This window comes from Kitasatospora sp. NBC_00374, assembly GCF_041434935.1.
Taxonomy (GTDB): Bacteria; Actinomycetota; Actinomycetes; order Streptomycetales; family Streptomycetaceae; genus Kitasatospora.
The window spans coordinates 7,501,391-7,527,699 of the sequence record NZ_CP107964.1 but is presented as its reverse complement, the minus strand read 5'-3'; the positions used below and the strand labels follow the sequence as shown (position 1 = coordinate 7,527,699).

The following is a 26,309-nucleotide window of genomic DNA, read 5'->3' as shown; positions in this document are numbered from 1 at the left end:
CGGGCCACCTACCCGACCCCTAGTTCGCAAGGACCGACCCCTACCCCCGGCCTGCGGGGATGCGGGCGGGGGCGGGGATACCGGCTCCGCCGGGAGCGGGACTCCCGGCGGAGCCGGTGTCAGTTCAGGCCGAGCTCCTCGTCGAGGAGGCTGAACAGCTCGTCGGCCGTCGCCTCCTCCAACGCGGTGTCCTCGGCCCTGGGGGGCTCGGTGCCCGAAGGGTTCCGGGTCTCGGTCCACATCGCCAGCAGGGTGCGCAGGCGGGTGGCGACACTCCGGCGTTCCTCGTCGCCCGGGGAGAGGGCGGCGAGGATCGACTCCAGCCGGTCGAGTTCGGCACCGATCGGCAGGGCCGCGGCCCCTGCCGGCTCCTTCTCGCGGGTCTCCTCGCGCAGGTAGCCGGCGAGGGCGTCCGGCGTCGGGTAGTCGAAGATCAGCGTGACCGGCAGGCGCAGGCCCGCGGCTGCCCCGAGACGGTTGCGCAGGTCCACGGCGGTCAGCGAGTCGAAGCCCAACTCGACGAAGCCGCGGGCCGGTTCGATCGCCTCGGCGCCGCCGTAGCCGAGCACCGCGGCGACCTGCGCCCGCACCACGTCCAGCAGGATGCGGTCGCGGTCGCCGTCCGGCAGGCCGCGTACCCGGTCGGCCAGGGTGCGTGCGGCGTCCGGCCCGGTGCGGTCGGCGCCGGCCGGGCGGGGCCCGGCGGCCGCGCGGCGGGCCGGGATCCGGACCAGCCCGCGCAGCAGGTGCGGCACGGCCTCGGCGTCGCCGTGCGCCCGCAGGACGGCGGGGTCGAGCCGCATGGGCAGCAGGACGGCGTCCGGCAGGGTGACGGCCCGGTCGAACAGGTCCAGGCCCTCGGCGGTGGGCAGCGGGGCGAACCCGGCCCTGGTCATCCGGGCGACGTCGGCCTCGTCCAGCCTGCCCGACATACCGCCGGACGGGCCGACGGACGGGCCGTCGGCGGAGTCCTCGTCGTGGGCCCACAGGCCCCAGGCGAGCGAGGCGGCGGGCAGTCCGTGTGCCCTGCGGTGCTGGGCGAGGGCGTCCAGGAAACTGTTGCCCGCGGCGTAGTTGGCCTGTCCCGGGCCGCCGAGCACACCGGCGGAGGAGGAGAACAGCACGAACGCCGAGAGCTTCAGATCCTGCGTCAGCTCGTGCAGGTGCCAGGCCGCGTCGATCTTGGGGCGCAGGACCGCTTCCAGCCGCTCGGGCGTCAGCGCGGTCACCACCCCGTCGTCGAGAACGCCGGCGGTGTGGACGACGCCGGTCAGCGGACGCTCCTCGGGCACGGTGGCGAGCAGGGCGGCCAGCGCCGGGCGGTCACCGGTGTCACAGGCCACCACCTCGGCCCGGGCGCCCAGTTCGGCGAGCCCGCTGACGAGTTCGGCGGCGCCGGGCGCGCCGGCGCCGCGCCGGCTGGTCAGCAGGAGGTGCCGGACGCCGTGCCGGACGACCAGGTGGCGGGCGAGCAGGGCGCCGAGCGCGCCGGTGCCGCCGGTGACCAGCACGGTGCCGTCCGGGTCGAAGACGGCCTCGCCGGCGGCCTCGTGGTCCTCCCCGTCGAGCGGCGCCGGGGCGGGCGTGAGCGGTACCCGGGCCAGCCGCAGGGCGTACGGCCGTCCGGCGCGCACCGCGAGCTGCGGTTCGCCGGAGGCGAGGGCGGCCGGCAGGGCACGGACGGAGTCCGGGTCCTCGTCGAGGTCGACCAGCACGATCCGGCCCGGGTGCTCACTCTGCGCCGAGCGCAGCAGTCCCCAGACAGGGGCGTGCACCAGGTCGGTGAGGGCCCGGTCGTCGGCGGTCGCCACCGCGCCGCGGGTGACCACCACCAGCCGCGCGTCGGCCGGGCTCGTGGCGGCGGCCCAGTCCTGGGCGAGTCCGAGGGCCCGCAGGACGGCCGCCCTGGCGGCCTCGGCGGTGTCGGGCCCGGCCCCAGCGGCGTCGGGCTCGGCTTCGGCGGTGTCGGGCTCGGCGGGCGGGAAGGCCGGGACGAGGACGGTGTCGGGCGCCCCCGCGCCGTCGGCGACGGCCGCTGCCAGGGCGGCCAGGTCCGGGTGGGCGGCGAGGTGCGGCCCGGCGGGCCCGAACGGGTCGGTGTCCGCGCCGAGCACCGCCCAGTGCTGGTCGGCCACGTCGCCGTCGGCGGGGCCGACGGGCAGCGCGGTCCACTCCGGGCGGAACAGCGACTCGTGGAACGCGCCGTGGCCGGAGTGCAGTTGCTCGGCCGAGGCCGCGCGCAGCACCAGGGACTCGACGGTGCCGACCGGACGGCCGTGCTCGTCGGCGAGGTCGAGCGCCACACCGTCCGGACCGGCCGGGGTGAGCCGCACCCGCAGGGCGGCGGCGCCGGTCGCGTACAGCCGCACGCCCGACCAGGAGAACGGCAGCCGGGGGCGGTCCGGATCCCGGTCGGCGTCGTGCAGCAGGCCGCCGAGGCCGATGCCGTGCAGGGCCGCGTCCAGCAGCGCCGGGTGCAGCCCGTACGACGCGGTGTCGAGCGGGCGGCCGGTCGGCTCGGGGCGGATCTCGGCGAGGAGTTCGCCGTCCCGGCGCCAGGCGCGGCGCAGCCCGCGGAAGGCCGGGCCGTAGTCGAGGCCGATGGCGGCGGAGCGCTCGTACAGGCCGTCGAGGTCGACCGGTTCGGCGCCGGCCGGAGGCCACTCGGTGAGCTCCGGGCCGTCCTCCGGGGTGGCCGTGGCGAGCAGGCCGGTGGCGTGGCGGATCCAGGGCTCGTCGGCGGGCACGTCCTCCGTCCGGGAGTACAGGCTCAGCGCCCGCCGCCCGTCCGGCTCGGGTGCGGCGATCGTCAGGCGCAGCTGGAGGCCGCCGCGCTCGGGCAGCAGGACGGGCGCGGCGAGGGTGAGTTCGTCCAGCAGGTCGGCGCCGACCAGGTGGCCGGCGCGCAGGGCGAGTTCCACCAGGGCCGTGCCGGGCAGGACCACCGCGCCGTGCACGGTGTGGTCGGCCAGCCAGGTCTGGACGGACCGGGCCAGGCGGCCGGTGAGCACCAGGGCGCCGGAGTCGGGGAGTTCGACGGCCGCGCCGAGCAGCGGGTGGCCGGCCAGGTCGAGGCCGGCGGAGGCCATGTCCCCGGCGGACAGGCCGGTGTCCAGCCAGTACCGCTCCTTCTGGAAGGCGTAGGTGGGCAGGTCGACCCGGCGCCCGCCGGTGCCGGCGAGGACGGCCTGCCAGTCCACGGCCGCACCGCGGACGTGGAGCCCGGCGAGGGCGGTGGCCAGGGCGACGGCTTCGGGCCGTTCGCGGTGCAGGGCGGGCAGGAAGGCGGCGGTCGTACCGGTGACGCAGTCCTGGCCGAGGGCGCTGAGGACGCCGCCGGGGCCCAGTTCCAGGTAGCCGGTGACGCCTTCGGCCTCCAGCGTCCGGACGGCGTCGGCGAAGCGGACGGCGTCGCGGACGTGCCGCACCCAGTACTCGGGGTCGGTGAGCTCCTCGGCGGTGGCGAGCGCGCCGGTGAGGGTGGAGACGACCGGGATGCGCGGCGCCTCGAACGTCAACTGCATAGCGACGGCGCGGAACTCGTCCAGCATGCCGTCCATCAGCGGCGAGTGGAAGGCGTGGCTGACCGTCAGCCGCTTCGTCCTGCGGCCCTGCGCCGCCAGCCCCTCGGCCACCCGCAGCACGGCGTCCTCGGCTCCTGAAATCACCACGGAGGAAGGTCCGTTGACGGCGGCGATGCCGACGCCCTCGGTCAGCAGCGGCTCCACCTCGCCCTCGGTCGCCTGCACAGCGACCATCGCACCACCGCGCGGCAGCGCCTGCATCAACCGGCCACGCGCCGCCACCAGCTTCGCCGCGTCCGCCAGCGACAACACACCCGCCACATGCGCGGCAGCCAACTCACCGATCGAGTGCCCGGCCAGGAAATCCGCCCGCACACCCCACGACTCGACGAGACGGAACAGCGCCACCTCCAACGCGAACAGCGCCGGCTGGGTGAACCCCGTCTCGCTCACCAGCTCCGCATCCGCGACCGCCTCGCGCAGCGAACACCCGAGCAGCGGATCCAACTCCGCGCACACCGCGTCGAACGCGGCCGCGAACACCGGGTGCGCGCCGTACAGTTCCGCCCCCATTCCGGCCCGCTGACTGCCCTGACCGGTGAACAGGAACGCCGTCCGGCCGGGCAGCGCCGCGCCCTGGACCAGCCCGGGCGCGGGCTCGCCCGCCGCCAGCGCGGTCAGGGCGGACCGCAGGCCGTCGGGCCCGTCGGCCACCAGGACGGCCCGCTGCTCCAGGGTGGTGCGGGTCGTGGCGAGCGAGTGGCCGACGTCCTGCGGCCGCAGCTCGGGCCGCTCCGCCGCCAGCGCCAGCAGGCGGGCCGCCTGGGCACGCAGGGCGGGTTCACCCTTGGCGGAGAGCGGCCAGGCCAGGACGGGCGGCGAGGTGTCGTCGGGCCGGTCCTCGGCCGGGGCGGCGGGCGCCGCCGGGGCCTCCTCCAGGATGGTGTGGGCATTGGTGCCGCTGATCCCGAAGGAGGAGACGGCGGCGCGGCGGGGCCGGCCGGTCTCGGGCCACGGGACGGTCTCGGTGAGCAGCGAGACGGCCCCCGAGGCCCAGTCGACGTGCGGGGTGGGCTCGTCTACGTGCAGGGTCCTCGGCAGGACGCCGTGGCGCATCGCCAGCACCATCTTGATCACACCGGCGACGCCGGAGGCGGCCTGGGTGTGGCCGAGGTTGGACTTCACCGAGCCGAGCCGGAGCGGCCGGTCGGCGGTGTGCTCCCGCCCGTAGGTGGCGAGCAGGGCCTGTGCCTCGATCGGGTCGCCGAGGGTGGTGCCGGTGCCGTGTGCCTCCACGGCGTCGACCTCGTCCGCGCCGAGCCGGGCGTCCGCCAGGGCCTGGCGGATGACGCGCTGCTGGGAGGGGCCGTTGGGGGCGGTGAGGCCGTTGGAGGCGCCGTCCTGGTTGATCGCCGAGCCACGCACGATCGCGAGCACCGGGTGGCCGTTGCGGCGGGCGTCGGAGAGCCGCTCGACGAGGAGCATGCCGACGCCCTCGCCCCAGCCGGTGCCGTCGGCGGCGGCGGCGAAGGACTTGCAGCGGCCGTCCTCGGCCAGGCCGCGCTGGCGGCTGAACTCCATGAAGGTGCCGGGGGTGAACATCACCGTCACGCCACCGGCCAGGGCCATCGTGCACTCGCCGTTGCGCAGGGCCTGGGCGGCGAGGTGCAGGGCGACCAGGGAGGAGGAGCAGGCGGTGTCGACGGTGATGGCCGGGCCCTCCAGCCCGAAGGTGTAGGCGACGCGGCCGGAGACCACGCTGCTGGAGCTGCCGGTGCCCAGGTAGCCCTCGACCTCGTCCGGGGCGGTCCGCAGCCGGGTGCCGTAGTCGTGGTACATCACGCCGGCGAAGACGCCGGTCCGGCTGCCGCGCAGGGTGGCCGGGTCGATGCCCGCCCGCTCGAAGGTCTCCCAGGTGGTCTCGAGCAGCAGGCGCTGCTGCGGGTCCATCGCGAGGGCCTCGCGCGGGGAGATGCCGAAGAACGCGGGGTCGAAGTAGTTGGCGTCGTGCAGGAAGCCGCCCTCGCGGGTGTACGAGGTGCCGGGGTGGTCGGGGTCCGGGTGGTACAGCGCGTCGAGGTCCCAGCCGCGGTCGGTGGGGAAGGCGGTGATGCCGTCGCGTTCGCCGGCGATCAGCTGCCAGAGGTCCTCGGGTGAGGTGATGTCGCCGGGGTAGCGGCAGGCCATGCCGACGATGGCGATCGGGTCCTCGTCGCCGGGGCCCGCGGCGACGGCGGCCGGGCCGGTGATGTCCGGTCGGGCGCCGAGGAGTTCGGCGCGCAGGTGGCCGGCGAGGGCGACGGGGCTGGGGTAGTCGAAGACCAGGGTGGCGGGCAGGCGCAGACCCGTGACGGCGTTGAGCCGGTTGCGCAGCTCGACGGCGGTGAGCGAGTCGAAGCCGAGCTCCTTGAAGGCGCGTTCGCCGTCGACGGCGGCGGCGTTGGGGTAGCCGAGGACGTCGGCGATCCGGCCCCGGACGAGGTCGAGCAGCTCGCGCTCCTGCTCGGAGCTGCCGAGCGCGGCCAGGCGCCGAACCAGCGCCGAGTCCGCGCCGTCCGGGCGCGGGTCGGAGGCCGGGCGGACGGCCCGCCGCGGCGGGATGCGGACCAGGGCGCGCAGCAGCGGCGGAACGTCCCCCTCGGCGGCCCGGGTGCGCAGGACGGCGGTGCTGACGCGCATCGGGACGAGGACGGCGTCGTCGCCCCCGCCGTGCCCGACGGCGAGGGCTGCGTCGAACAGGGCCAGGCCCTCGTCGGTGGAGAGCGGGCCCAGGCCGGAGCGCTCCATCCGGGCGAGGTCGTTCCCGGTCAGGTGCCCGCTGACGCCGCTGCTCTGCGCCCACAGGCCCCAGGCCAGCGAGGTGGCGGGCAGGCCCCGGGCCCGGCGGTGCCGGGCCAGGGCGTCCAGGTAGGCGTTGGCGGCGGCGTAGTTGCCCTGCCCGGGGCCGCCGAACAGTCCGGCGGCGGAGGAGAACAGGACGAACGCCGCCAGGTCGCGGTCCGCGGTCAGTTCGTGCAGGTGGTGGGCTCCGTCGGCCTTGGGGCGCAGCACCGCGTCCAGGCGTTCGGGGGTCAGCGAGCCGACCACGCCGTCGTCGGTGATGCCGGCGGTGTGGACGACGGCGGTCAGCGGGTGGGCGTCGGGGACGGTGGCGAGCAGGGCGGCGAGCGCGGTGCGGTCACCGGTGTCGCAGGCGGCGACGGTGGTCTCGGCGCCCAGTCCGGCGAGTTCGGCGACGAGTTCGCGGGCGCCCGGGGCGTCGGCGCCGCGCCGGCTGGTGAGCAGCAGGTGCCGTACGCCGTGCCGGGTGACCAGGTGGCGGGCGAGCGCGGCGCCGAGCGCACCGGTGCCGCCGGTGATCAGTACGGTGCCCTCGGCGGCGAAGGCCGTGGGCCGGGGCTCGGCACCGTCCGGGTCGGAGTCGGGTGCGCGGTCGGGGGCGGGGGCGGGGTCGGGTGCGACGGGCACCCGGGTCAGGCGCAGGGCGTACGGAAGGCCCTGGCGGACGGCCAGCTGCGGTTCCCCCGCGTCGAGGGCGGCGGGCAGGGCCCGGCCCGAGTCGGGGTGGTCGTCGAGGTCGACCAGGGTGATCCGGCCGGGGTTCTCCGTCTGCGCGGAGCGCAGCAGGCCCCAGGCGGCGGCGTGCGCCGGGTCGGTGACGTCCTGGTCGTCGGCGGCGGCGACGGCGCCCCGGGTGAGCACCACCAGGTGGGCGTCCGCGGTCCGGTCGTCGGCGAGCCACGCCTGGACGAGGCCGAGCGCGTTCCGGACGGCGGCGCTCACGGCCTCGGTGCCGTGCGGTGCGGGCCGGCCGGTGCCGGTCGAGGGCCCCGGGAGGCAGGGGGCGAGGACCACCTCGGGCAGGGGCCCGGCCGCGGCGAGCGCGTCGAGGTCGACGTGGCGGTCGGCCGGGAGGCCGAGGCCCGTGGGCGGTTCGCCGCCGAGGACGGCCCAGCGTTCGTCGGCGCGGGGCGCGGGGGGCGCGCCGGCCGGCAGCGCGACCCACTGCGGGCGGAACAGCGACTCGTGGAACACCGCCTGGGCGGCGTTCACCTGTTCGGCCGTCACCGGGCGCAGCACGAGCGAGTCGACGGTGGCGACGGCCCGGCCCTGCTCGTCGTCCAGGCGCAGTGCGACGCCGCCCGTGCCGTGCGGGGTGAGCCGGACCCGCAGGGCGGTGGCGCCGCCCGCGTACAGGCGCACGCCCGTCCAGGAGAACGGCAGGCCGGTCTGCCAGTCGCCGCCCTCGGCGACGGTGAGGCCGAGCGCGTGCAGCGCCGAGTCGAGCAGGGCGGGGTGCAGGCCGAAGCGGGCGGCGTCGGTCTCGGCCCGCTGCGGCAGGCGCAGTTCGGCGTACACCTCGCCGTCGTGCCGCCAGGCCCGGTGCAGGCCCCGGAAGGACGGCCCGTAGTCGAAGCCGACCGCGGCCATGCTCGGGTAGTGGCCCTCCAGTTCCGCCTCGACGGCGCCGGCGGGCGGCCAGGGACCGGCCGCCGGTGCGGGCGGTTCGGCACCGAGGGAGTGGTGGGTGCCGGCCAGCAGGCCGGTGGCGTGGCGGGTCCACGGTTCCTCGGCGGGGGGGTCCTCGCGGCGGGAGTGCAGGCTGAGTTCACGGCGGCCGCCCGGGTCGGCCGCTCCGAGGGTCAGCCGCAGCTGGACGCCGCCGTGCTCGGGCAGCACCAGCGGCGCGGCCAGGGTCAGTTCCTCCAGCAGGTCGCAGCCGACCTGGTCGGCGGCCCGGATCGCGAGCTCGACGAAGGCGGTGCCGGGGAGCAGGACGGTGCCCATCACCGTGTGATCGGCCAGCCACGGGTGGGTGGCCAGGGCGAGCCGGCCGGTGAACACCAGGCCGCCGGAGTCGGGCAGTTCGGCGGCGGCACCGAGCAGCGGATGGTCGGCGGCGCCGAGGCCCGCCAGGGTGACGTCGCCCACGCCGGCCGGCGGGACGTCGGGCCAGTAGCGCTCGCGCTGGAAGGCGTAGGTGGGCAGGTCGACCCGGCGGGCACCGTGCCCGGCGAAGACCGCGTGCCAGGCGACGGCCGCACCGCGCACGTACGCGTCGGCGAGGGCGGCGGTGAGGGTCTGCGTCTCGGGGCGGCCGTGGCGCAGGGTGGGCACGAAGGCGGCCGGCCCGGTGACGCAGTGCTGGCCGAGGGCGCAGAGCACTCCGTCGGGGCCGAGTTCCAGGTAGCCGGTGACGCCTTCGGCCTCCAGCGTCCGGACGGCGTCGGCGAAGCGGACGGCCTCGCGGACGTGCCGTACCCAGTACTCGGGGTCGGTGAGCTCCTCGGCGGTGGCGAGCGCGCCGGTGAGAGTGGAGACGACCGGGATGCGCGGCGCCTCGAACGTCAACTGCGTTGCGACGGCGCGGAACTCGTCCAGCATGCCGTCCATCAGCGGCGAGTGGAAGGCGTGGCTGACCGTCAGCCGCTTCGTCCTGCGGCCGTCCGCCGCCAGCTTCTCCGCGACAGCCAGGACGGCCTGCTCGGAGCCCGAAATCACCACGGAGGAAGGCCCGTTGACTGCGGCTATGCCGACGCCCTCGGCGAGCAGCGGCTCCACCTCGCCTTCGGTCGCCTGCACGGCGACCATGGCGCCGCCGCGCGGCAGCGCCTGCATCAGCCGGCCACGCGCCGCCACCAGCTTCGCCGCGTCCGCCAGCGACAACACACCCGCCACATGCGCGGCGGCCAGCTCACCGATCGAGTGCCCGGCCAGGAAGTCCGCCCGCACACCCCACGACTCGACCAGCCGGAACAGCGCCACCTCCAACGCGAACAACGCCGGCTGCGTGTACGCCGTCTCGTTCACCAGCTCCGCATCCGCGACCGCCTCGCGCAGCGAACACCCGAGCAGCGGATCCAGCTCCGCACACACCGCATCGAACGCCTCCGCGAACACCGGGTGCGCGCCGTACAGTTCCGCCCCCATCCCGGCCCGCTGACTGCCCTGACCGGTGAACAGGAACGCCGTCCGGCCGAGGGTGGCGGTGCCGCGCAGCAGGCCGGGGGCGTCGGTGTGGTCGGCGAGGGCGCGCAGGGCCTCCAGGCGGGCCTGCGGGTCGTCGCCGGTGATGACGGCCCGGTGCTCGTGCGCGGTTCGGGTGGTGGCCAGTGCGTGGCCGAGGTCGAGCGGGTCGAGTCCGGGCTGCTCGGCGAGCAGGGCGGTGAGCCGCTCGGCCTGGCCGCGCAGGGCGTCGGCGCCGCGTGCGGAGAGCGGCCACAGCACGGCGGGGAGTGCGGCCGGATCCGCTGCGGAGGCCGGGGCGGGTTCCTCCAGCGGCGCCTGCTCGATGATGGTGTGGGCGTTGGTGCCGCTGACGCCGAAGGAGGAGACGGCAGCTCGGCGCGGGCGGCCGGTCGCCGGCCAGGGCCGGGCCTCGGTGAGCAGCTCGACGGCGCCCGCCGACCAGTCCACGTTCGCCGAGGGCTCGTCGACGTGCAGGGTCTTCGGCAGCACGCCGTGGCGCATCGCCAGCACCATCTTGATGACGCCGGCGACACCGGCGGCAGCCTGGGTGTGGCCGAGGTTGGACTTCACCGAGCCGAGCCACAGCGGTTCGGCCCCGGCGCGGCCCCGGCCGTAGGTGGCGAGCAGCGCCTGTGCCTCGATCGGGTCGCCGAGGGCGGTACCGGTGCCGTGCGCCTCCACCGCGTCGACCTCCCCGGCGGACAGGCCAGCCGAGGCGAGCGCCTGGCGGATGACCCGCTGCTGGGACGGGCCGTTGGGCGCGGTGAGACCGTTGGACGCGCCGTCCTGGTTGACCGCCGAACCACGGACGATCGCCAGCACCGGATGCCCGTTGCGGCGCGCGTCCGACAGCCGCTCGACGAGCAGCAGGCCGACGCCCTCGCCCCAGCCGGTGCCGTCGGCCCCGGCGGCGAACGCCTTGCAGCGGCCGTCGGCGGCCAGGCCCCGCTGGCGGCTGAAGTCGATGAAGTTGCCGGGGGTGGACATCACGGTGACGCCACCGGCCAGCGCGAGTTCGCACTCGCCCGAGCGCAGCGCCTGGATCGCCCAGTGCAGGGCGACCAGCGAGGAGGAGCAGGCGGTGTCGACGGTCACGGCGGGGCCTTCGAGCCCCAGGGTGTAGGCGATCCGGCCGGAGAGCACGCTGGCCGCGTTTCCGGTGCCGAGGAAGCCCTCGGAGCCGTCCGGTGCGCTGAGGATGAGCGGCAGGTAGTCCTGCCCGTTGGTGCCCGCGAAGACGCCGGTGCGGCTGCCGCGCAGGGTCGCCGGGTCGATGCCGGCGCGCTCGAACGCCTCCCAGGCGGTCTCCAGCAGCAGCCGCTGCTGCGGGTCCATGGCCAGCGCCTCGCGCGGGCTGATGCCGAAGAAGCCGGGGTCGAAGGCGCCCGCGTCGTCCAGGAAGCCGCCCTCGCGGACGTAGCTGGTGTCGGGGTGGTCCGGGTCGGGGTGGTAGACCGCGTCGAGGTCCCAGCCGCGGTCGGCCGGGAACGGGATCAGGGCGTCGGTGCCGTCGGCGAGCAGGCGCCACAGTTCCTCGGGGGTGTCCACCCCGCCGGGGAACCGGCAGCTCATGCCGACGATCGCGATCGGCTCGTCGTCCGCGGCGGTGGTCACCGCGGCGGCCGGCGCGGCCTCGGGGGCGGCGCCGAGCAGTTCCGCGCCGAGGAGTTCGGCGAGCGCGGTGGCGTTGGGGTGGTCGAAGATCAGGGTGGCGGGCAGGCGCAGGCCGGTGAGCGCGGCGAGGACGTTGCGCAGCTCGACCGCGGTCAGCGAGTCGAAGCCCAACTCGCGGAACGCCCGGGCGGGTTCGACGTCCTGCGGCCCGCTGTGGCCGAGCACCGCGGCGACCTGGGTGCGGACGAAGTCCAGCGCCAGGCGGGGGCGCTCGCTCTCGGCGGCGGCGGCCAGCCGCTGCTGGAAGGACGAGCCGTCGGACTGGCCGTGCTCCGCGTCGGCGGCCGCCATGGCCTGCCGGGCCTCGGGGAGTTCGTCGAAGAGGGTGCTCGGGCGCAGGGCGGTGAACTGGGGTGCGAAGCGGTCCCAGAGCACGTCGACGACGAGGGAGAAGGTCTCGTCCAGGTCGAGGGCGTGCTGCATGGCGGCGACGGCGGTGGCCGGGTCGAGGGCCGGGACGCCACCGCGGCGCAGCCGCTCCTTGACCACGTCGTCCACCGCCATGCCGCCCTCGGCCCACGCGCCCCACGCCATCGCCGTCGCGGGCAGGCCCGCGGCGCGGCGCTGCTCGGCGAGCGCGTCCAGGAAGGCGTTGGCGGCTGCGTAGTTGGCCTGGCCGGGGCCGCCGAAGGTGCCGGCGAACGAGGAGAACATCACGAACGCCGTCAGGTCGAGGCCCTGGGTGAGTTCGTGCAGGTTGACGGCGGCGTCGGCCTTGGGGCGCAGCACACCGGCGAGGCGCTGCGGGGTGAGGGCGTCCAGCACGCCGTCGTCCAGGACACCGGCGGCGTGGACCACGGTGCCGAGTGGCTGCTCGGCGGGGATCGTGGCGAGCAGCTCGGCGAGCGCGGCGCGGTCGGAGACGTCGCAGGCGGCGACGGTCACCCGGGCGCCCAGGGCGGTGAGTTCGGTCTCCAGCTCGGCGACGCCGGCGGCGTCCCGGCCGCGGCGGCTGGTCAGCAGCAGGTGTTCGGCGCCGTTGCCGGCCAGCCAGCGGGCGACATGGGCGCCGAGGGCGCCGGTACCACCGGTCACCAGGGCGGTGCCGCGCGGCGACCAGCCCTCGGTGGGGGGCTCGGCGCGCGGGCCGCGGACCAGCCGCCGGGCCAGGATGCCGGACGGGCGGATCGCCAGCTGGTCCTCCTCGCCGAGGCCGCCGAGCACGGCGGCGAGGCGGGCCTGCGCCCGCTCGTCCGCGGTGGGCGGCAGGTCGACCAGGCCGCCCCAGCGGTCCGGGTGCTCCTGGACGACGACTCGGCCGAGACCCCAGACCTGCGCCTGGACGGCGTTCTCCAGCCGGTCCGGGCCGCCGGTGGTGACGGCGCCGCGGGTGGCGCACCACAGCGGGGCGTCGATTCCCGCGTCGCCCAGCGCCTGCACCAGGGCGAGGGTGCCGGTGAGCGCGAGTGGCGCGGACGGGTGCTCGGGGTGGGTGCCCGCGGCCAGCGGGAGCAGCGACAGCACGCCGGTGAACCGGCCGCCGTCCAGCGGGTGTTCGGTGCACAGCAGGTCGGCGAGCGCGGCCCGGTCGGTGGTCGCCGGGTCGACGGCGAGGCGGTGCGGCCGCGCGCCGCGCCGGGTGAGCGCGGTGGCGGCGCCCGTCACCCAGGCGTCCTCGTCGAGGCCGGCCGGGGTGACCAGCAGCCAGTCCCCGGACGGCTGCGCGGTGGGCGTCTCGGGGACGGGCCGCCAGGTGGTCCGGTAGCGCCAGTCGTCGATGGTGGAGCGCAGTCGGCTGTGGCGGCGCCAGGCGGTCAGGGCGGGCAGGACGGCACTGAGCGGCTGGTCGCCCGCGACGGCCAGGGTGGTGGTGAGCGCCTCCAGGTCGCCACGCTCGACGGCGGCCCAGAACTGTGCGTCGGCCGGGGAACCGGCCGCCGTTTCGGTGGCCGGGCCGGTGCTGTCGTCCCAGCCGCCGGCGGTCGGCCAGAAGCGGCGCTGCTGGAAGGCGTAGGTGGGCAGGTCGACGTGGTGGGCGCCGGTGCCGGCGAAGACCGCCGGCCAGTCGGGGCGCAGGCCGCGCACCTGGAGCCGGGCGAGCGCGTGGGTGAGTGCCGGGACCTCGGGGCGGTCGCCGCGCAGGGCGGCGGCGAAGGCACTGTCGCCGTCCTCGGCGCACTCCGCCCCGAGAGCGGTGAGCACGCCGGCCGGGCCGAGCTCCAGGAACGTCCGGACGCCTTCGGCCTCCAGAGCTCGGACGGCGTCGGCGAAGCGGACGGCCTCGCGGACGTGCCGCACCCAGTACTCGGGGTCGGTGAGCTCCTCGGCGGTGGCGAGCGCGCCGGTGAGGGTGGAGACGACCGGGATGCGCGGCGCCTCGAACGTCAACTGCGCGGCCACGGCGCGGAACTCGTCCAGCATTCCGTCCACCAGCGGCGAGTGGAAGGCGTGGCTGACCGTCAGCCGCCTGGTCTTGCGGCCCTGCGCCGCCAGCCCCTCGGCCACCCGCAGCACGGCCTCCTCCACGCCCGAAATCACCACGGAGGACGGTCCGTTGACGGCGGCGATGCCGACGCCCTCGGTCAGCAGCGGCTCCACCTCGCCTTCGGTCGCCTGCACGGCGACCATGGCGCCGCCGCGCGGCAGCGCCTGCATCAGCCGGCCACGCGCCGCCACCAGCTTCGCCGCGTCCGCCAGCGACAGCACACCCGCCACGTGCGCGGCGGCCAGCTCACCGATCGAGTGCCCGGCCAGGAAGTCCGCCCGCACACCCCACGACTCGACGAGACGGAACAGCGCCACCTCCAACGCGAACAGCGCCGGCTGCGTGAACGCCGTCTCGCTCACCAGCTCCGCGTCGGCGACCGCCTCGCGCAGCGAACACCCGAGCAGCGGATCCAACTCCGCGCACACCGCGTCGAACGCGGCCGCGAACACCGGGTGCGCGGCGTACAGTTCCGCCCCCATCCCGGCCCGCTGACTGCCCTGACCGGTGAACAGGAACGCCGTCCGGCCGTCGACCGGCGAGCCGTGCACCAGGTCGGCGCAGCGCTCGCCCGCCGCCAGGGCGTCCAGCGCCCGCAGGAACTCCGCACGGTCACCCGCCACCACCACCGCCCGGTGCTCCAGCGCCGCCCGGCCGGTCGCCAGTGTGTACGCGACGTCCAGCGGCCGCAGCTCCGGCTCCGCCGTCAGCCGCTCGCGCAGCCGGGCGGCCTGAGCCCTCAGGGCACTCTCGCCCTTGCCGGAGAGCAGCCACGGCAGGACGGCGGGCACCGCGGTACCGTCCGGGCCCGGGGTCGCCGCGGGGTCGTGCGCCTCCTGCGGGGCCTGCTCGATGATGGTGTGGGCGTTGGTGCCGCTGAAGCCGAAGGAGGAGATGCCCACGCGGCGCGGTCGGCCGGTCTCCGGGAAGGGCCGGGCCTCGGTCAGCAGTTCCACCGAGCCCGCCGACCAGTCGACGTTGGCGGTGGGCCGGTCCACGTGCAGGGTCTTCGGGAGCACTCCGTGGCGGATCGCCATCACCGACTTGATGACGCCGCCGATGCCCGAGGCGGCCTGGCTGTGGCCGATGTTGGACTTGAGCGAGCCGAGCCACAGCGGATGGCCCTCGGGCCGGTCCTGACCGTAGGCGGCGATGATCGCCTGTGCCTCGATCGGGTCGCCCAGCATCGTGCCGGTACCGTGCGCCTCGACGGCGTCCACCTGGTCCGGCGTCAGCCGCGCGCCGGCCAGCGCCTGGAGGATGACCCGCTGCTGGGACGGGCCGTTGGGGGCCGTGAGGCCGTTGGACGCGCCGTCCTGGTTGACCGCCGAGCCACGGACGATCGCCAGCACCGGGTGCCCGTTGCGCCGCGCGTCCGACAGCCGCTCCACCAGCACCATGCCGGCGCCCTCGGCCCACCCGGTGCCGTCGGCCGCGTCGGCGAACGACTTGCAGCGACCGTCGGCGGCCAGCCCCCGCTGCCGGCTGAAGTCGACGAAGGTGCCCGGGCTGTTCATCACCGTCACACCGCCCGCCAGGGCGAGCGAGCACTCGCCGCCGCGCAGTGCCTGCACCGCCAGGTGCAGCGCGACGAGCGAGGAGGAGCAGGCGGTGTCCACCGTGACGGCCGGGCCCTCCAGGCCCAGGCTGTACGCGATCCGGCCGGAGACGACGCTGGCCGCGATACCCGTCCCGAGGTAGCCCTCGACGTCGTCCGCGGAGTCCAGCAGTGCCATCAGGTAGTCCTGGCCGCTGGTGCCGGCGAAGACTCCGGTCCGGGTGCCGTGCAGCGACAGCGGATCGATGCCGGCCCGCTCGAACGCCTCCCAGGAGGTCTCCAGCAGGAGCCGCTGCTGCGGGTCCATCGCCAGCGCCTCGCGCGGCGAGATGCCGAAGACCGCCGGGTCGAACTGCGCGAGGTCGTGGATGAACCCGCCTTCGCGCGCGTAGCTGGTGCCCGGGTGGTCGGGGTCCGGGTGGTAGAGGTTCTCCAGGTCCCAGCCACGGTCGGCCGGGAACCCGGACATCGCGTCGCCGCCGGACGCGACCAGGTGCCACAGGTCCTCGGGCGAGCGGACCCCGCCGGGGTACCGGCAGCTCATTCCGACAATGGCGATCGGTTCCTGGTCCTTGGCCTCGGCCTCCCGCAGGCGCAGCCGGGTCTGGTGCAGATCCGCCGTCACCCGCTTGAGGTAGCCGCGGAGTGTCTCTTCATTCGCCATTTTTACTGTGACCTCTTTACGGCCTTGCGGCTGCGAGCGGATGTTCGCCCAATGCAGGAGTTATTCCGACCGGGCGGCGGCATTGCGTGGTCGGCGCCGCACCGAACGCGGCCCCGGGCAGCCGGAAAGCCCCGGGCGGACGCCGCTGCGCACAGGAGCGGCAGCCCCGCCGGAGGCTTCACGGTCTCCGAACTCCACGATCGCCGGCAGACCCCACCCGCCTGCCGCCCGCGACACTCCCCAGCTCATCGGAATTCATTTCCGGCGCCACGCTAAAAGCGGCCCCCCGGGCGAACAACCCCTACCTCTCCCCTAGGAGTTCTCGCGACGCTCCACGGTCGTGCCGCCGCGACCGGTCTCCAGGGGTGATCCGGCGGGCACGGGCCCGGTCGGGTGGGCGGGCGCGGGGTGGCGGTCCGTGCGGGGTCGGGGTCCCGTCCCCTGCGGGGCCGGGAGGCGCCTCGTGGAAGGCACCGCCGACGGTGCCGATCCGGAGCTGGTGGAGATCCGGGTGATCGTCGGCCCGCCCGGCGGCCCCCGGTCGGTCGCGATCGGGTCGGTCGGGATCGCCGAGCTGCTGCCGACGCCGTACGACCGGGCGGCCCACCGGGGGCGGCCGGGCCTGCGGGCGGTCAGGTCTTGCGGACCTCGTCCAGGTAGGTGCGCATGAGGGCGGTGGTGCGGGTGAACCAGTCGGCCAGGACCGCGATCTCCTCGGGCGAGTAGTCGGCGAACTGCGCGCCCAGCTGCCGGTAGAACGGCTCGTAGATCTCGAAGACCCGCCTGTTGGCCAGCTCGTCGGGGACGATCCGCACCCGCCGCCGGTCCGCGGGGTCGGCCCGGCGGTGCGCGAACCCGGCCCGTTCGAGGCGGTTGACGACGCCCGTGACGGCTCCGGTGGTCAGTCCGGCACGGGTCGCCAGTTCGCCGGCGGTGATCGGCTCTACGGCGGCGGCGCCGATGACGTGGCCCAGGCAGGTCAGGTCGGTGGTGCTCAGCCCGAGGCGCCGGGCCATGTCCTCCTGCCCGATGTGGCTCAGCGCGATCATCTGGTCCATGGCCGCGTGCGCCTGTTCGGCCGTCGCCGGCGGGCGCGGCTTGCCCTCCATCAGAATTCCCCTTAGCCTCTAAGATACTTAGCTCGTGAGATAAACGGTCTCTCCAGCCTACGTGCCATATCCCCTGCGCCCCCGGAGGAAGCGATGAGCGCCATGCACGGACACCACGACATGGGTCACACCGTCGCCGGGTGGACCGGTTCGGCGATCGCGCTGGCCGGGTTCACGGTCGCCGGAGTGGCGATGTGTGCCGGCTCGGCGCCCGGGATCTGGCTCGGCGCCGCCCTGGTCGCCCTGGGCGCCGTCGCCACCTGGCTGCTGCACCTGGCCGGCTGGGGCAAGCCGAGCGGGCCGCGCCCCGAGGCGCAGTGGGGCTGGCGGGTCCGGGACACCATGGCCGGGCACGCCGACTGCCTCGGCTGCCGGACGGCCGGCCGGGGACGGCGCGCCGAGGCCCCGGCCCGGACCGCGGCAGCCACCGAGGCCGCCTGACCGCCCGACCGCTGCCCGCCGGAGACCGACGGTCGGAACCCTCAGGGAGCCGTCGCCGCGATCACCGACACCGCGTGCTCGATCTGGGCGTCCGTCAGGTCGCCGCGGGCCGTCAGGCGCAGCCGGGACACGCCGTCCGGCACGGACGGGGGCCGGAAGCAGCCGACGGCGAGCCCCGCCGTCCGGCAGTCGGCGGCCCACCGCACCGCCGCCTCCGGGCCGGGTGCCAGGACCGAGACCACGGCCGCGTCCGGCGTGCTGGCCCGCAGGCCGGCCGCGGTGAGGCGGGCGGCGAGGGTACGGGCCACCTCGCGGGCCCGGTCGGCCCGGTGCGGTTCGGCCCGCAGCAGGCGCAGCGCGCCGAGGGCCGCGCCGACCGCGGCGGGGGCGAGGCCGGTGTCGAAGATGAAGGTGCGGGCGGTCTCGGTGAGGTGCCGGATGACCCGTCGGGGGCCGAGGACCGCGCCGCCCTGGGAGCCGAGCGACTTGGACAGGGTGACGGTGGCGACCGTGTCGGGCGCCCCCGCCAGCCCGGCGGCGGCGAGTGCGCCGCGTCCGCCGTCGCCGAGCACCCCGAGGCCGTGCGCGTCGTCGACCAGCAGCGCGGCGCCGTGGGCGCGGGCGGCGGCGGCCAGGGCGGGCAGCGGGGCGGCGTTGCCGTCCACCGAGAAGACCGAGTCGCTGACCACCAGCGCCCGGCGGTGGGTCCGTGCACCGAGCACCTCGCGGACGGCTTCGGGGTCGGCGTGCGGGGCGCGGTGGACGTCGCTGCGCGAGAGCCGGCAACCGTCGATCAGCGAGGCGTGGTTGTAGGCGTCGGACACGATCAGGGTGTCCGGGTCGGTGAGCGCGGTGAGCGCGGCGAGGTTGGCCGCGTACCCGGAGGAGAACACCAGCGCGGCCTCGAAGCCGCAGTACTCGGCGAGTTCGGCCTCCAGCTCGGTGTGCAGCGCGGTAGTGCCGGTGACCAGGCGGGAGCCGGTCGCGCCGGCGCCCCAGCGCAGCGCGGCCTCGGCGGCGGCGCCGGTGACCGCCGGGTGGTGGACGAGGCCGAGGTAGTCGTTGCTCGCCAGGTCCAGGACCGGGTCCTCGGCCGGCCGGCTGCGCAGCGTCCGGGTGAGCCCGGCGCGGGCGCGCAGCTCGGCGGCCTCGTCGAGCCAGTCGAAGACGGCGGCGGGGCCGGGGGCCTGGATGTCGGCGGGCTGCGGCACGGTGGGGTGGACCATGGTCGCACTCTGTCATCCGCGGCCCGGGGCGGGCAATGTGCGCCGGGGCACACCGCGGGCGCGACCCGCGGCATAGACTCCGACGATCACCCCTGGGGGAGGCGCAGTTGGAGAGCGGCCACCTGACCGTGCGGGACGTGCTGGGTCTGGAGCCGATGGCCGCCTGGAAGCCCGAGGTCGCGGCCTGCCCGGGCCGGCTGGACCGGCCGGTGCGCTGGCTGCACGTGGCGGAGGCGACCGATGTCGCGGTGATGCTGTCAGGCGGCGAGATGGTGCTGACCACCGGTGTGCTGCTGGCCGGCGACGAGCGCCGGCAGGTGGAGTACGTGGAGTCGATGCAGCGGGCCGAGGCGGCGGCCGTGGTGCTGGGGCTGGGCCGGGCGTTCCGGACCACGCCGGAGGCGATGCGGCGGGCGGCGGAGCGCTGCCGGGTGCCGCTGATCGTGCTGCACCGCCCGGCGCCGTTCACCCGGCTGACCGAGGAAGTGCACGCCCGGCTGCTGCACGGGCGGTTCGACGCACTGGACCTCTCGGACCGGATGACCACCGCCCTGACCGCGCTCAACCTCTCCGGTGTCCCGCTGCAGCGGCTGCTGGACGAGATCTCGGCGTACAGCGGCGGGCCGGCGGTGGTGGTGAACCTGGCGCACCGGGTGCTGGCCTCGGCGGGCGAGCGGACGGCGCTGGGCGACCTGCTGCGCGACTGGGACCTGGTGTCCCGGCAGGTCGCCGCGCTGCTGGGGAACGGTCCGGTGACGCTCGGCCCGGACGGCTGGGTGGTGGCCCGGCTGGAGGCCCGGGGCCGGCAGTGGGGCCACCTGGTGCTGTTCGGCCGGCCCGGGACGGCCGGGACGGCGCGGGTGATCGGTGCCCGGGCCGCGGAGGCGCTGGCCCTGCACCGCCTGCTCGGCGAGCGGGGCCGGGGCTGGGAGGAGCAGGCCGCGGAGGCGCTGCTGACCGACCTGGCGTCCGGCACCGCCCGGCCCGAGGAGCTGCTGCCGCGGGTCCGCGCGGCCGGGCTGCCGACCGGGCGGCGGACCTTCGTCCCGGTGGTGTTCCGGCCCCGCGGGAAGGTCGCGGACCTGCGGGAACTGGTCGAGCGGGTCCTCGCCGAGGAGGGCACGGCCGCGCTGGCGGCCCGGATCGGGCCGGACGCCGTCGCCGTGCTGCTGAGCCTGCCGCCGGACGGGGACCCGGAGGCGGAGCTGCACCGGCTGGCGGTGCGGGTACACGAACGGCTGGCCGCGCGGGGGGTGGCGGCGGTGGCCGGCGCGGGTTTCGGCTGCGCCGTGCTGGACGAGCTGCACCGCTCGTTCCTGGAGGCGGTGCACGTGGCGGACGCCGCGCTGGCGTCCCCGCCGGCCGGGCCGCTCGCCCGACTGCGGGACGTCCGGCTGCGGGGCCTGGTCAGGCTGCTGCGCGACGACCCGGAGCTGCAGTCCTTCATCGAGCGCGAGCTGGGCCCGCTGCTCGACCGCCCCGAGCTGCTGGAGCTGCTGCGCGGCTATCTGAGCAGCGGCCGCAACAAGTCGCTGACCGCGCAGGAGCAGCACATCAGCCGTCCCGCGCTCTACCGGCGGCTGCAGTGCATCGAGGCGCTGCTCGGCATCGACCTGGACGATCTGGAGCAGCTGACCTCGCTGTACGTGGCGCTGCTGGCGCACGACGCGCAGCGCGGTCCCTGAGGCGGAACCCCGCACGGCGCGGGGGCGCTCAGGTGCGGTCCAGCAGTTCCTGGGCCCGCCGGCGGCCCGCCGTGTCGCCGAGGTCCTCGAGTTCGGCCCTGGCCCGTTCGGCGAGCGGCCGGGCCTCGGCGGTGCGGCCGGCGTCCCACTGGGCGGTGGCGGCGGCCAGCAGGGTGTGCGCGCGCTGGGTCTGCAGGCCGTGTTCGGCGCAGACGGCGAGGGCCCGGGTGAACTCCTCGGTGGCCTCGTCGTGGCGGCCGAGGGCGTTGAGGGCGAGCCCGGCGCTGCGCAGCGCGAAGGCGACGCCGAGCGCGCAGTCGGCGTCCTGCCACAGGTGCAGGGAGTCCCGGCTGTGGGTGAGCGCCCGGGCGTAATCCTTGCGGGCCCACTCGGCGTGGGCCAGGCCGAGCGCGGCCTGCGCCGCCATCCCGGTCTCGCCGACCGCGAGGGCCGCCGACCGGGCCTGCTCGAAGTGGCGCACCCCGTCGTCCAGGGTGGCCGGGTCCATCGCCTCGACCATGCCCATGGTGTACAGCGCCCGCTGGCGGAAGACGCCGTCCGGGGTGCGGGTGAGCTCGACCTCGTACGCGCGCCGGGCCAGCTCGCGGGCCTGGGCCGGTTCGCCCTCGAAGGCGTGGGCGACGGCGAGGACGGTGCGGGCGTGGTAGGTCACCAGCGGGTCGTCGCCCTGCTCGGCGGCGCGGGTCAGGGCGCGGACCGCGGGCAGCAGGGCCTTCCACGGCAGTCTGAGGTCGGTGGAGGGCAGCAGGGCCGCCAGCATCGCCGCGATGGTCCGGACGTCCTGGGGGCTCACCGGCCGGGTGGGGTGCAGCACGATCTGGGTGACCAGCCGGACGAGGCCGGGGAGTTCGCCGATCACCCAGCGCTGGGCCTGGGACTGGCCGTCGAGCCGCGGCCCGCGGGTGAGCCCCGGGGCCAGCACTGCGGGCAGTCGGCTGTAGGGCCGTTCGAGTCGCAGCGCGGTGACCACCCCGCCGAGGTAGTGGAGCGCCAGTCTGCTGAGCGCGGCGGCCCGTTCGTCCGCCGGGTCGGTCTCCAGGGTGCGGTGGCGGGCGAACAGCCGCAGCAGGTCGTGGTAGCGGTACCGGCCGGGGTCGGTGGACTCCAGGAGGCCGATGTCGGCCAGCGATTCCAGGACGTCCTCGGCCTCCCGCTCGGGGCAGTCCAGGACGGCCGCGGCGGCGCCGGGCGACAGGGCGGGGAGCTCGGGGATGGCCAGCATCCGGAAGGCGTGGGCCTGGTCCGGGTCGAGCGCGGTGTAGGAGAGTTCGAAGGCCGCGTCGACGGCGAGGCTGCCGCTCTCCAGTTCGGTGAGCCGGCGGGCCCGGTCGGTGAGCCGGTCGGCCAGCGCGCCGATGCTCCAGCGAGGGCGGGCGGCCAGCCGGGAGGCGGCGATCCGGACGGCGAGCGGCAGCAGGCCGCAGGCGCGCACCAGGCCGGCCGCGGCGTCGGGTTCGCTCAGCAGCCGCTCCGGTCCGGCGATCCGGGACAGCAGGGCGAGCGCCTCCGGCTCGCTGAAGGGCTCCAGTGCGGTGCGCCCGGTGACGGGCAGGCAGGGCAGCGGGTTGCGGCTGGTGATGAGCACGGCGCACTCCGACGCCCCGGGCAGCAGCGGCTCCACCTGCTCGGTGTCGGCGGCGTTGTCCAGCAGGATCAGCAGGCGCCGCCCGGCCAGCCGGGACCGGTAGAGCGCGCTCCGCTCGGCCGGTCCGGCCGGGATGTTCTCGGCCGGTACGCCGAGGGCGCGCAGGATCTGCTCCTGGACGGTGTGCGGGTCGGCCGGGTCGGTGCTGGCGCCGCACAGGTCGGTGTAGAGCTGGCCGTCGGTGTAGTGGTCGCGGGCGTGGTGGGCGGCGTGGACGGCGAGCGTGGTCTTGCCGACCCCGCCCATGCCGTGGACCACGCAGACCGTGGCGGCGGGACGTTCCAGCAGCGCCACCAGCTCGGCGGCGTGGCCCTCGCGTCCGGTGAAGTCGGCGACGTCGAAGGGGAGTTGGGCCGGGACCAGCAGGGCCTGCGCGGACACCAGGTGGGTGACGGGGGCGATGGCGACCGGCTCCGGCGCGGCCAGCGCGCGGTCCGAGCACAGGATCCGGCGATGGAGGTCGACCAGCTCCGGGCCCGGGTCGACACCGAGCTCCTCGGCGAGCAGCCGGCGGGTCCGCTCGTAGCCGGCCAGCGCGGCGGCCTGCCGGCCGCTGCGGTACAGCGCCGTCATCTGCAGGGCCCGCAGCTGCTCGCGCATCGGGTGCTCGTCGGCGAGGGCGGTGAGCTCGGGGACGGCCTGGGCGTGCCGTCCGAGTTCGAGCTCCAGTTCCAGTCGGGTCTCCAGCAGCGCGAGACGCCGTTCGGTGAGCCGGTCGCGCTGCCGCTCGGCGTAGTCGCCGGGTACCCCGGTGAGGGGGATGCCGTCCCACAGGGCGATCGCCTCGGTGAGCTGCCGGGCCGCCCGGTCGAGGTCGCCGGCGGCCCGGGCGCGCTCGGCCTCGGCGGCCAGCAGCTCGCCGCGGGCGACGTCCAGCGCGCCGTCAGCCAGCCGCAGCGCGTAGCCGCCGGCCACCGACACGAGCGCCTGCGGGCTGCGCGGGTCGCTCTCCAGTACCGAACGCAGACGCGAGACGTGGTTACGCAGAGCGACCGCTGCACTGGCCGGCGGGTCCCAGCCCCACAGGCCCTCGACCAGCTCCGGGACGGAGGCCACCTGGCCGCCGCGCAGCGCGAGGGCGGCCAGCACCGCGCGCTGCTGGGCCGTCCCGGTGTCGAGCTCGCGGTCGGCGCGCCAGGCCCGCAGGGGGCCCAGCACCGCGATTCGCAGTCCTTCCACGTCCACTCCGTTCGTGTCGTCCGGCTGTTTCCGGACAGCCGCGGAGCCTGCCGTGCTCCGAATTATCAGGAAATTACCGGCCTGTGACAGGGTCCCGGGACCATCAGGTGTCCGGATTCCTCTGCCCATCGAATGATCTTGTCTGCTGACATCGAACCGAAGTCCCGTTCCCACGCCGTCCCGGCCGACCACCGCCGTCCGCGCCCCACCTGCGGAGACGGTATCGACAAAGCATTCACCGGATGGTACAGGCGTTCGGCCGCCGCACCGTCCCGCCAGGACGCCGCTGTACACCGCCGAGCCCGGGGGGGCATATGCTGATCGGCCGCGAATGCGAGCTGGAGAGACTGGTCGGACTGCTGGGAGGACCGGTGACCGGCACCGCCGTCCTGGTCCACGGCGACTCCGGCAGTGGTAAGAGCGGGTTCCTGCGGGCCGCCGTCGACCGGGCCCGCCAGGACGGGGACACCGTGGTGGTGGCCTCGGGCGACCCGCTGGAGAGCGGCTTCGCCTTCGGCGTCGTCCGGCAGCTGTTCGAACGGCTGGCCGTCGACGCCCTGCAGGACGTCCCGCGCGGCCTGCTCTCCGGACACGCGGGCGCCTGCGCCACCGTCCTCGCCCCGTGGACCGTCCCGGATACGGCCGCCCGGCCGCCGTCCGGGAACGGCCACGAGCCCGACCCGGTGATCCTCAACGGCCTCTACTGGCTGGCCGTCAACCTCACCGCGCTCGGCCGGCTGGTCGTCGTCGTCGACGACCTGCAGTGGGCCGACGCCGCCTCGCTGCACTGGCTGCGCTACCTGCTGCGGCGCGCCGGGAGCCTGCCGGTGGTGGTGATCGCCACCCTCGGCCCCGGCCGCGCCGCCGCGGACAACGAGCCGCTCGGCGCCGTCCTGCCGCTCTTCCGCCACCAGCTGACGCTGAGCGGGCTGAGCCCGGCGGACACCGCCGCCGTCATCCTCGAACTGTTCGGCGAGAGCGCCGACCCGGCCTTCACCGCGGAGTGCCACCGGGTCACCGGCGGCAACCCGTTCCTGCTCTACGCCCTGCTGCGCTCGCTGCGCGCGGCCGGCCTGTCCCCCGGCCCCGGCACCGCCGCCGAGCTGCTGCGGCACGTGCCGCCGGACGTCGGCCGGGCGGTGTACGCGCTGCTCGCCAACACCGGTCGGTACGCGGCGGCCGTCGCCCAGGCCGTGGCCGTGCTCGGCGGCTCGCCGGCCGTCGAGCTGGTGTCCGAGGCCGCCGAGCTGACCGAGGGCCAGGCCGCCGACGCGGCCGACGCCCTGGTCCGCGCCGGGCTGATGGTCCGCTGCGGCGACGGTGTCCGGTTCGTCTGCCCCACCCTGGCCACCGCCGTCGCGGACGGGGTGCTGCCCAGCACCCGGCAGGAACTGCACCTGCGCTCCGCCCGGCTGCTGCTGGCCCGGCAGGCCCCGGTGGGCCAGGTCGCCGGGCACCTGCTGCTGTGCCCCGTCGGCGAGCCCGGGACGCCGGACGTGCTGCGCCGGGCCGCCGCCGAGGCCGTCCAGGAGGGCCGCCCGGAGCGCGCCGCCGAGTACACCCGCCGGGCGCTGCGCGAGCCGCTCGGCGAGGAGGACCGGGCCACCCTGCTGATCACCCGTGGGGAGGCGGAACTCGCGTCGAGCGTGCCCGCCGCCGTCCAGCACCTGCAGCGCGGCCTCGAACTCTCCCGCTGCCCCGAGGAGCGGACCACCGCCGCCCGCGCCCTCGCGGGTGCCCTGTTCGCCCTCGACCGCTACCCCGACGGGCTCGCGGTCCTGAGCAGCACCAGCGACGCCGTCCGCCAGGAGGACGCCGACAGCGCGCTCCAGCTGGAGACCGAGTTCGCGTTCGCCAGCCTGAGCCAGGCCGGCTCGGCCGCCGCCGTGCTGCCGCGTCTGCTGGAGCTGGACCTCGCGGACGCCGAGGGCGGCGCCGCGGAACGGCCGGTGGCCGCGCTGCTGAGCCTGCGCGCCGCGATGACCGGCGAGGACCCGGCCCGGGTGATCGCCTTCGCGCAGAAGGCGCTCAGCCACGGCCTGCACCCGGCCGACGACCAGTCCGGCGTCTACCTCGGCGCCATCCTGGCCCTCGGCGCCGTCGGACAGGCCGGCCTCGCGCTCCCCTACGCCGAGGCCGCCGTGGCGGAGTCCCGCGAGCGCGGCTCGGCCCTGGTCTGCGCCCGGGCCAGCGCCGCCCGGGCCGGGGTCAACAGCCGCCTCGGCCGGATCCTGGACGCCCAGCAGGACGCCCTGGACGCGCTGGCCGCCCTGGAGGAGATCGGCGTCGGCCCGCACAACAGCTACAGCGTCGCCCCGAACGCCATCCTGATCGACTCCCTGGTCAAGCAGGGCGAGATCGAGGAGGCCGCGGCCCAGCTGGAGCGCGCCGGGCTGACCGGCGACCTGGACGGCCACTGGGTCAACGACTACGTGCTGCTGGTCCGCGGCCGGCTGCGGGCCGCCGAGGGTCTGCCGCAGGAGGCGCTGGCGGACTTCCTCGCCTGCGGCGGCCGGATGTGCGGCCGGTCGATGCCGGGCCCCGGTTTCCTGTCCTGGCGCCCCGAGGCGGCCCTCATGCACGCGGCGCTCGGCGAGGGCATGGCGGCCCGGGCGCTGGCCGCGGAGGAACTGGACCTCGCCCGGGACTGGGGCGTGCCCGAGCCCGTCGGGGTGGCGCTGCGCGCGGCCGGCGCCGTCACGGGCGGCCCGGAGGGGCTCGCCATGCTCCGCCAGGCCGTCGACGTCCTCGGCGGGACGACCGCGCGGTTCTCGTTCGCCCAGGCGCTCGCCGACCTCGGGACCCAGGCCCGCCGGGCCGGCCGGTTCGACGAGGCGCGCGAGCACCTCCAGCAGGCCGTGGACGCGGCGCACGGCCTCGGGGCCCGCGCACTGGCCGACCGCGCGCTGGCGGAACTGCGGGCCATCGGGGACCGCCCGCGCACCCGCACCTTCCGCGGTGTGGACGCGCTGACGCCCACCGAGCGGCGGGTCTCCGCCCTGGCGGCGCAGGGCCTGACCAACCGGGAGATCGCCCAGCACCTGTTCGTCGGGCTGCGCACGGTCGAGGTTCATCTCACCAACACCTACGGCAAACTCGGTATCGCCGGCCGCCCCGAACTCGCCGAGGCGCTCGGCGGGACGGCCGGGGACTGCTGATCCGGGAACGGGGTACGGAGGGGGCGGGCC

Annotated in this window: 7 protein-coding genes; 3 read left to right on the top strand and 4 right to left on the bottom strand. The window is 76.2% G+C overall.

The window, feature by feature from the left end; translation table 11 throughout:
* Positions 1-119: 119 nt before the first annotated feature.
* Both OG871_RS33250 and OG871_RS33245 read right to left on the bottom strand, forming a co-directional pair.
* Positions 120-15,776 (bottom strand): type I polyketide synthase, encoded by a 15,657-nt coding sequence (locus tag OG871_RS33250; RefSeq protein WP_371503490.1) that lies wholly within the window; start codon positions 15,774-15,776, stop codon positions 120-122.
* Positions 15,777-16,447: 671 nt separating this feature from the next.
* Entirely contained in the window at positions 16,448-16,924 is a 477-nt protein-coding gene (locus OG871_RS33245; RefSeq protein WP_371501888.1) for a MarR family transcriptional regulator, read from the bottom strand.
* A 93-nt stretch (positions 16,925-17,017) separates the two neighbouring features.
* On the opposite strand from OG871_RS33245, the gene OG871_RS33240 reads away from it, so the two are divergent.
* Positions 17,018-17,365, top strand: a complete 348-nt coding sequence (locus tag OG871_RS33240) for an HGxxPAAW family protein (protein ID WP_371501886.1) — start codon at positions 17,018-17,020, stop codon at positions 17,363-17,365.
* 41 nt (positions 17,366-17,406) lie between these two features.
* Here the strand turns inward: OG871_RS33240 and OG871_RS33235 are convergent, their stop codons facing one another.
* Positions 17,407-18,591, bottom strand: coding sequence for an 8-amino-7-oxononanoate synthase (locus tag OG871_RS33235; protein ID WP_371501884.1), 1,185 nt, complete (start codon positions 18,589-18,591; stop codon positions 17,407-17,409).
* Positions 18,592-18,626: 35 nt separating this feature from the next.
* Between OG871_RS33235 and OG871_RS33230 the strand changes: the two genes are divergently transcribed.
* Positions 18,627-20,276 (top strand): PucR family transcriptional regulator, encoded by a 1,650-nt coding sequence (locus tag OG871_RS33230; protein WP_371501883.1) that lies wholly within the window; start codon positions 18,627-18,629, stop codon positions 20,274-20,276.
* Positions 20,277-20,304: 28 nt separating this feature from the next.
* On the opposite strand, the gene OG871_RS33225 is transcribed toward OG871_RS33230, so the two are convergent.
* Positions 20,305-23,121, bottom strand: a complete 2,817-nt coding sequence (locus OG871_RS33225; protein WP_371501882.1) for a BTAD domain-containing putative transcriptional regulator — start codon at positions 23,119-23,121, stop codon at positions 20,305-20,307.
* A gap of 242 nt (positions 23,122-23,363) precedes the next feature.
* Here OG871_RS33225 and OG871_RS33220 point away from each other — a divergent pair, with 242 nt between their 5' ends.
* Complete coding sequence (locus tag OG871_RS33220) at positions 23,364-26,279, top strand: AAA family ATPase (RefSeq protein ID WP_371501881.1); 2,916 nt, start codon at positions 23,364-23,366, stop codon at positions 26,277-26,279.
* Positions 26,280-26,309 lie beyond the last annotated feature (30 nt).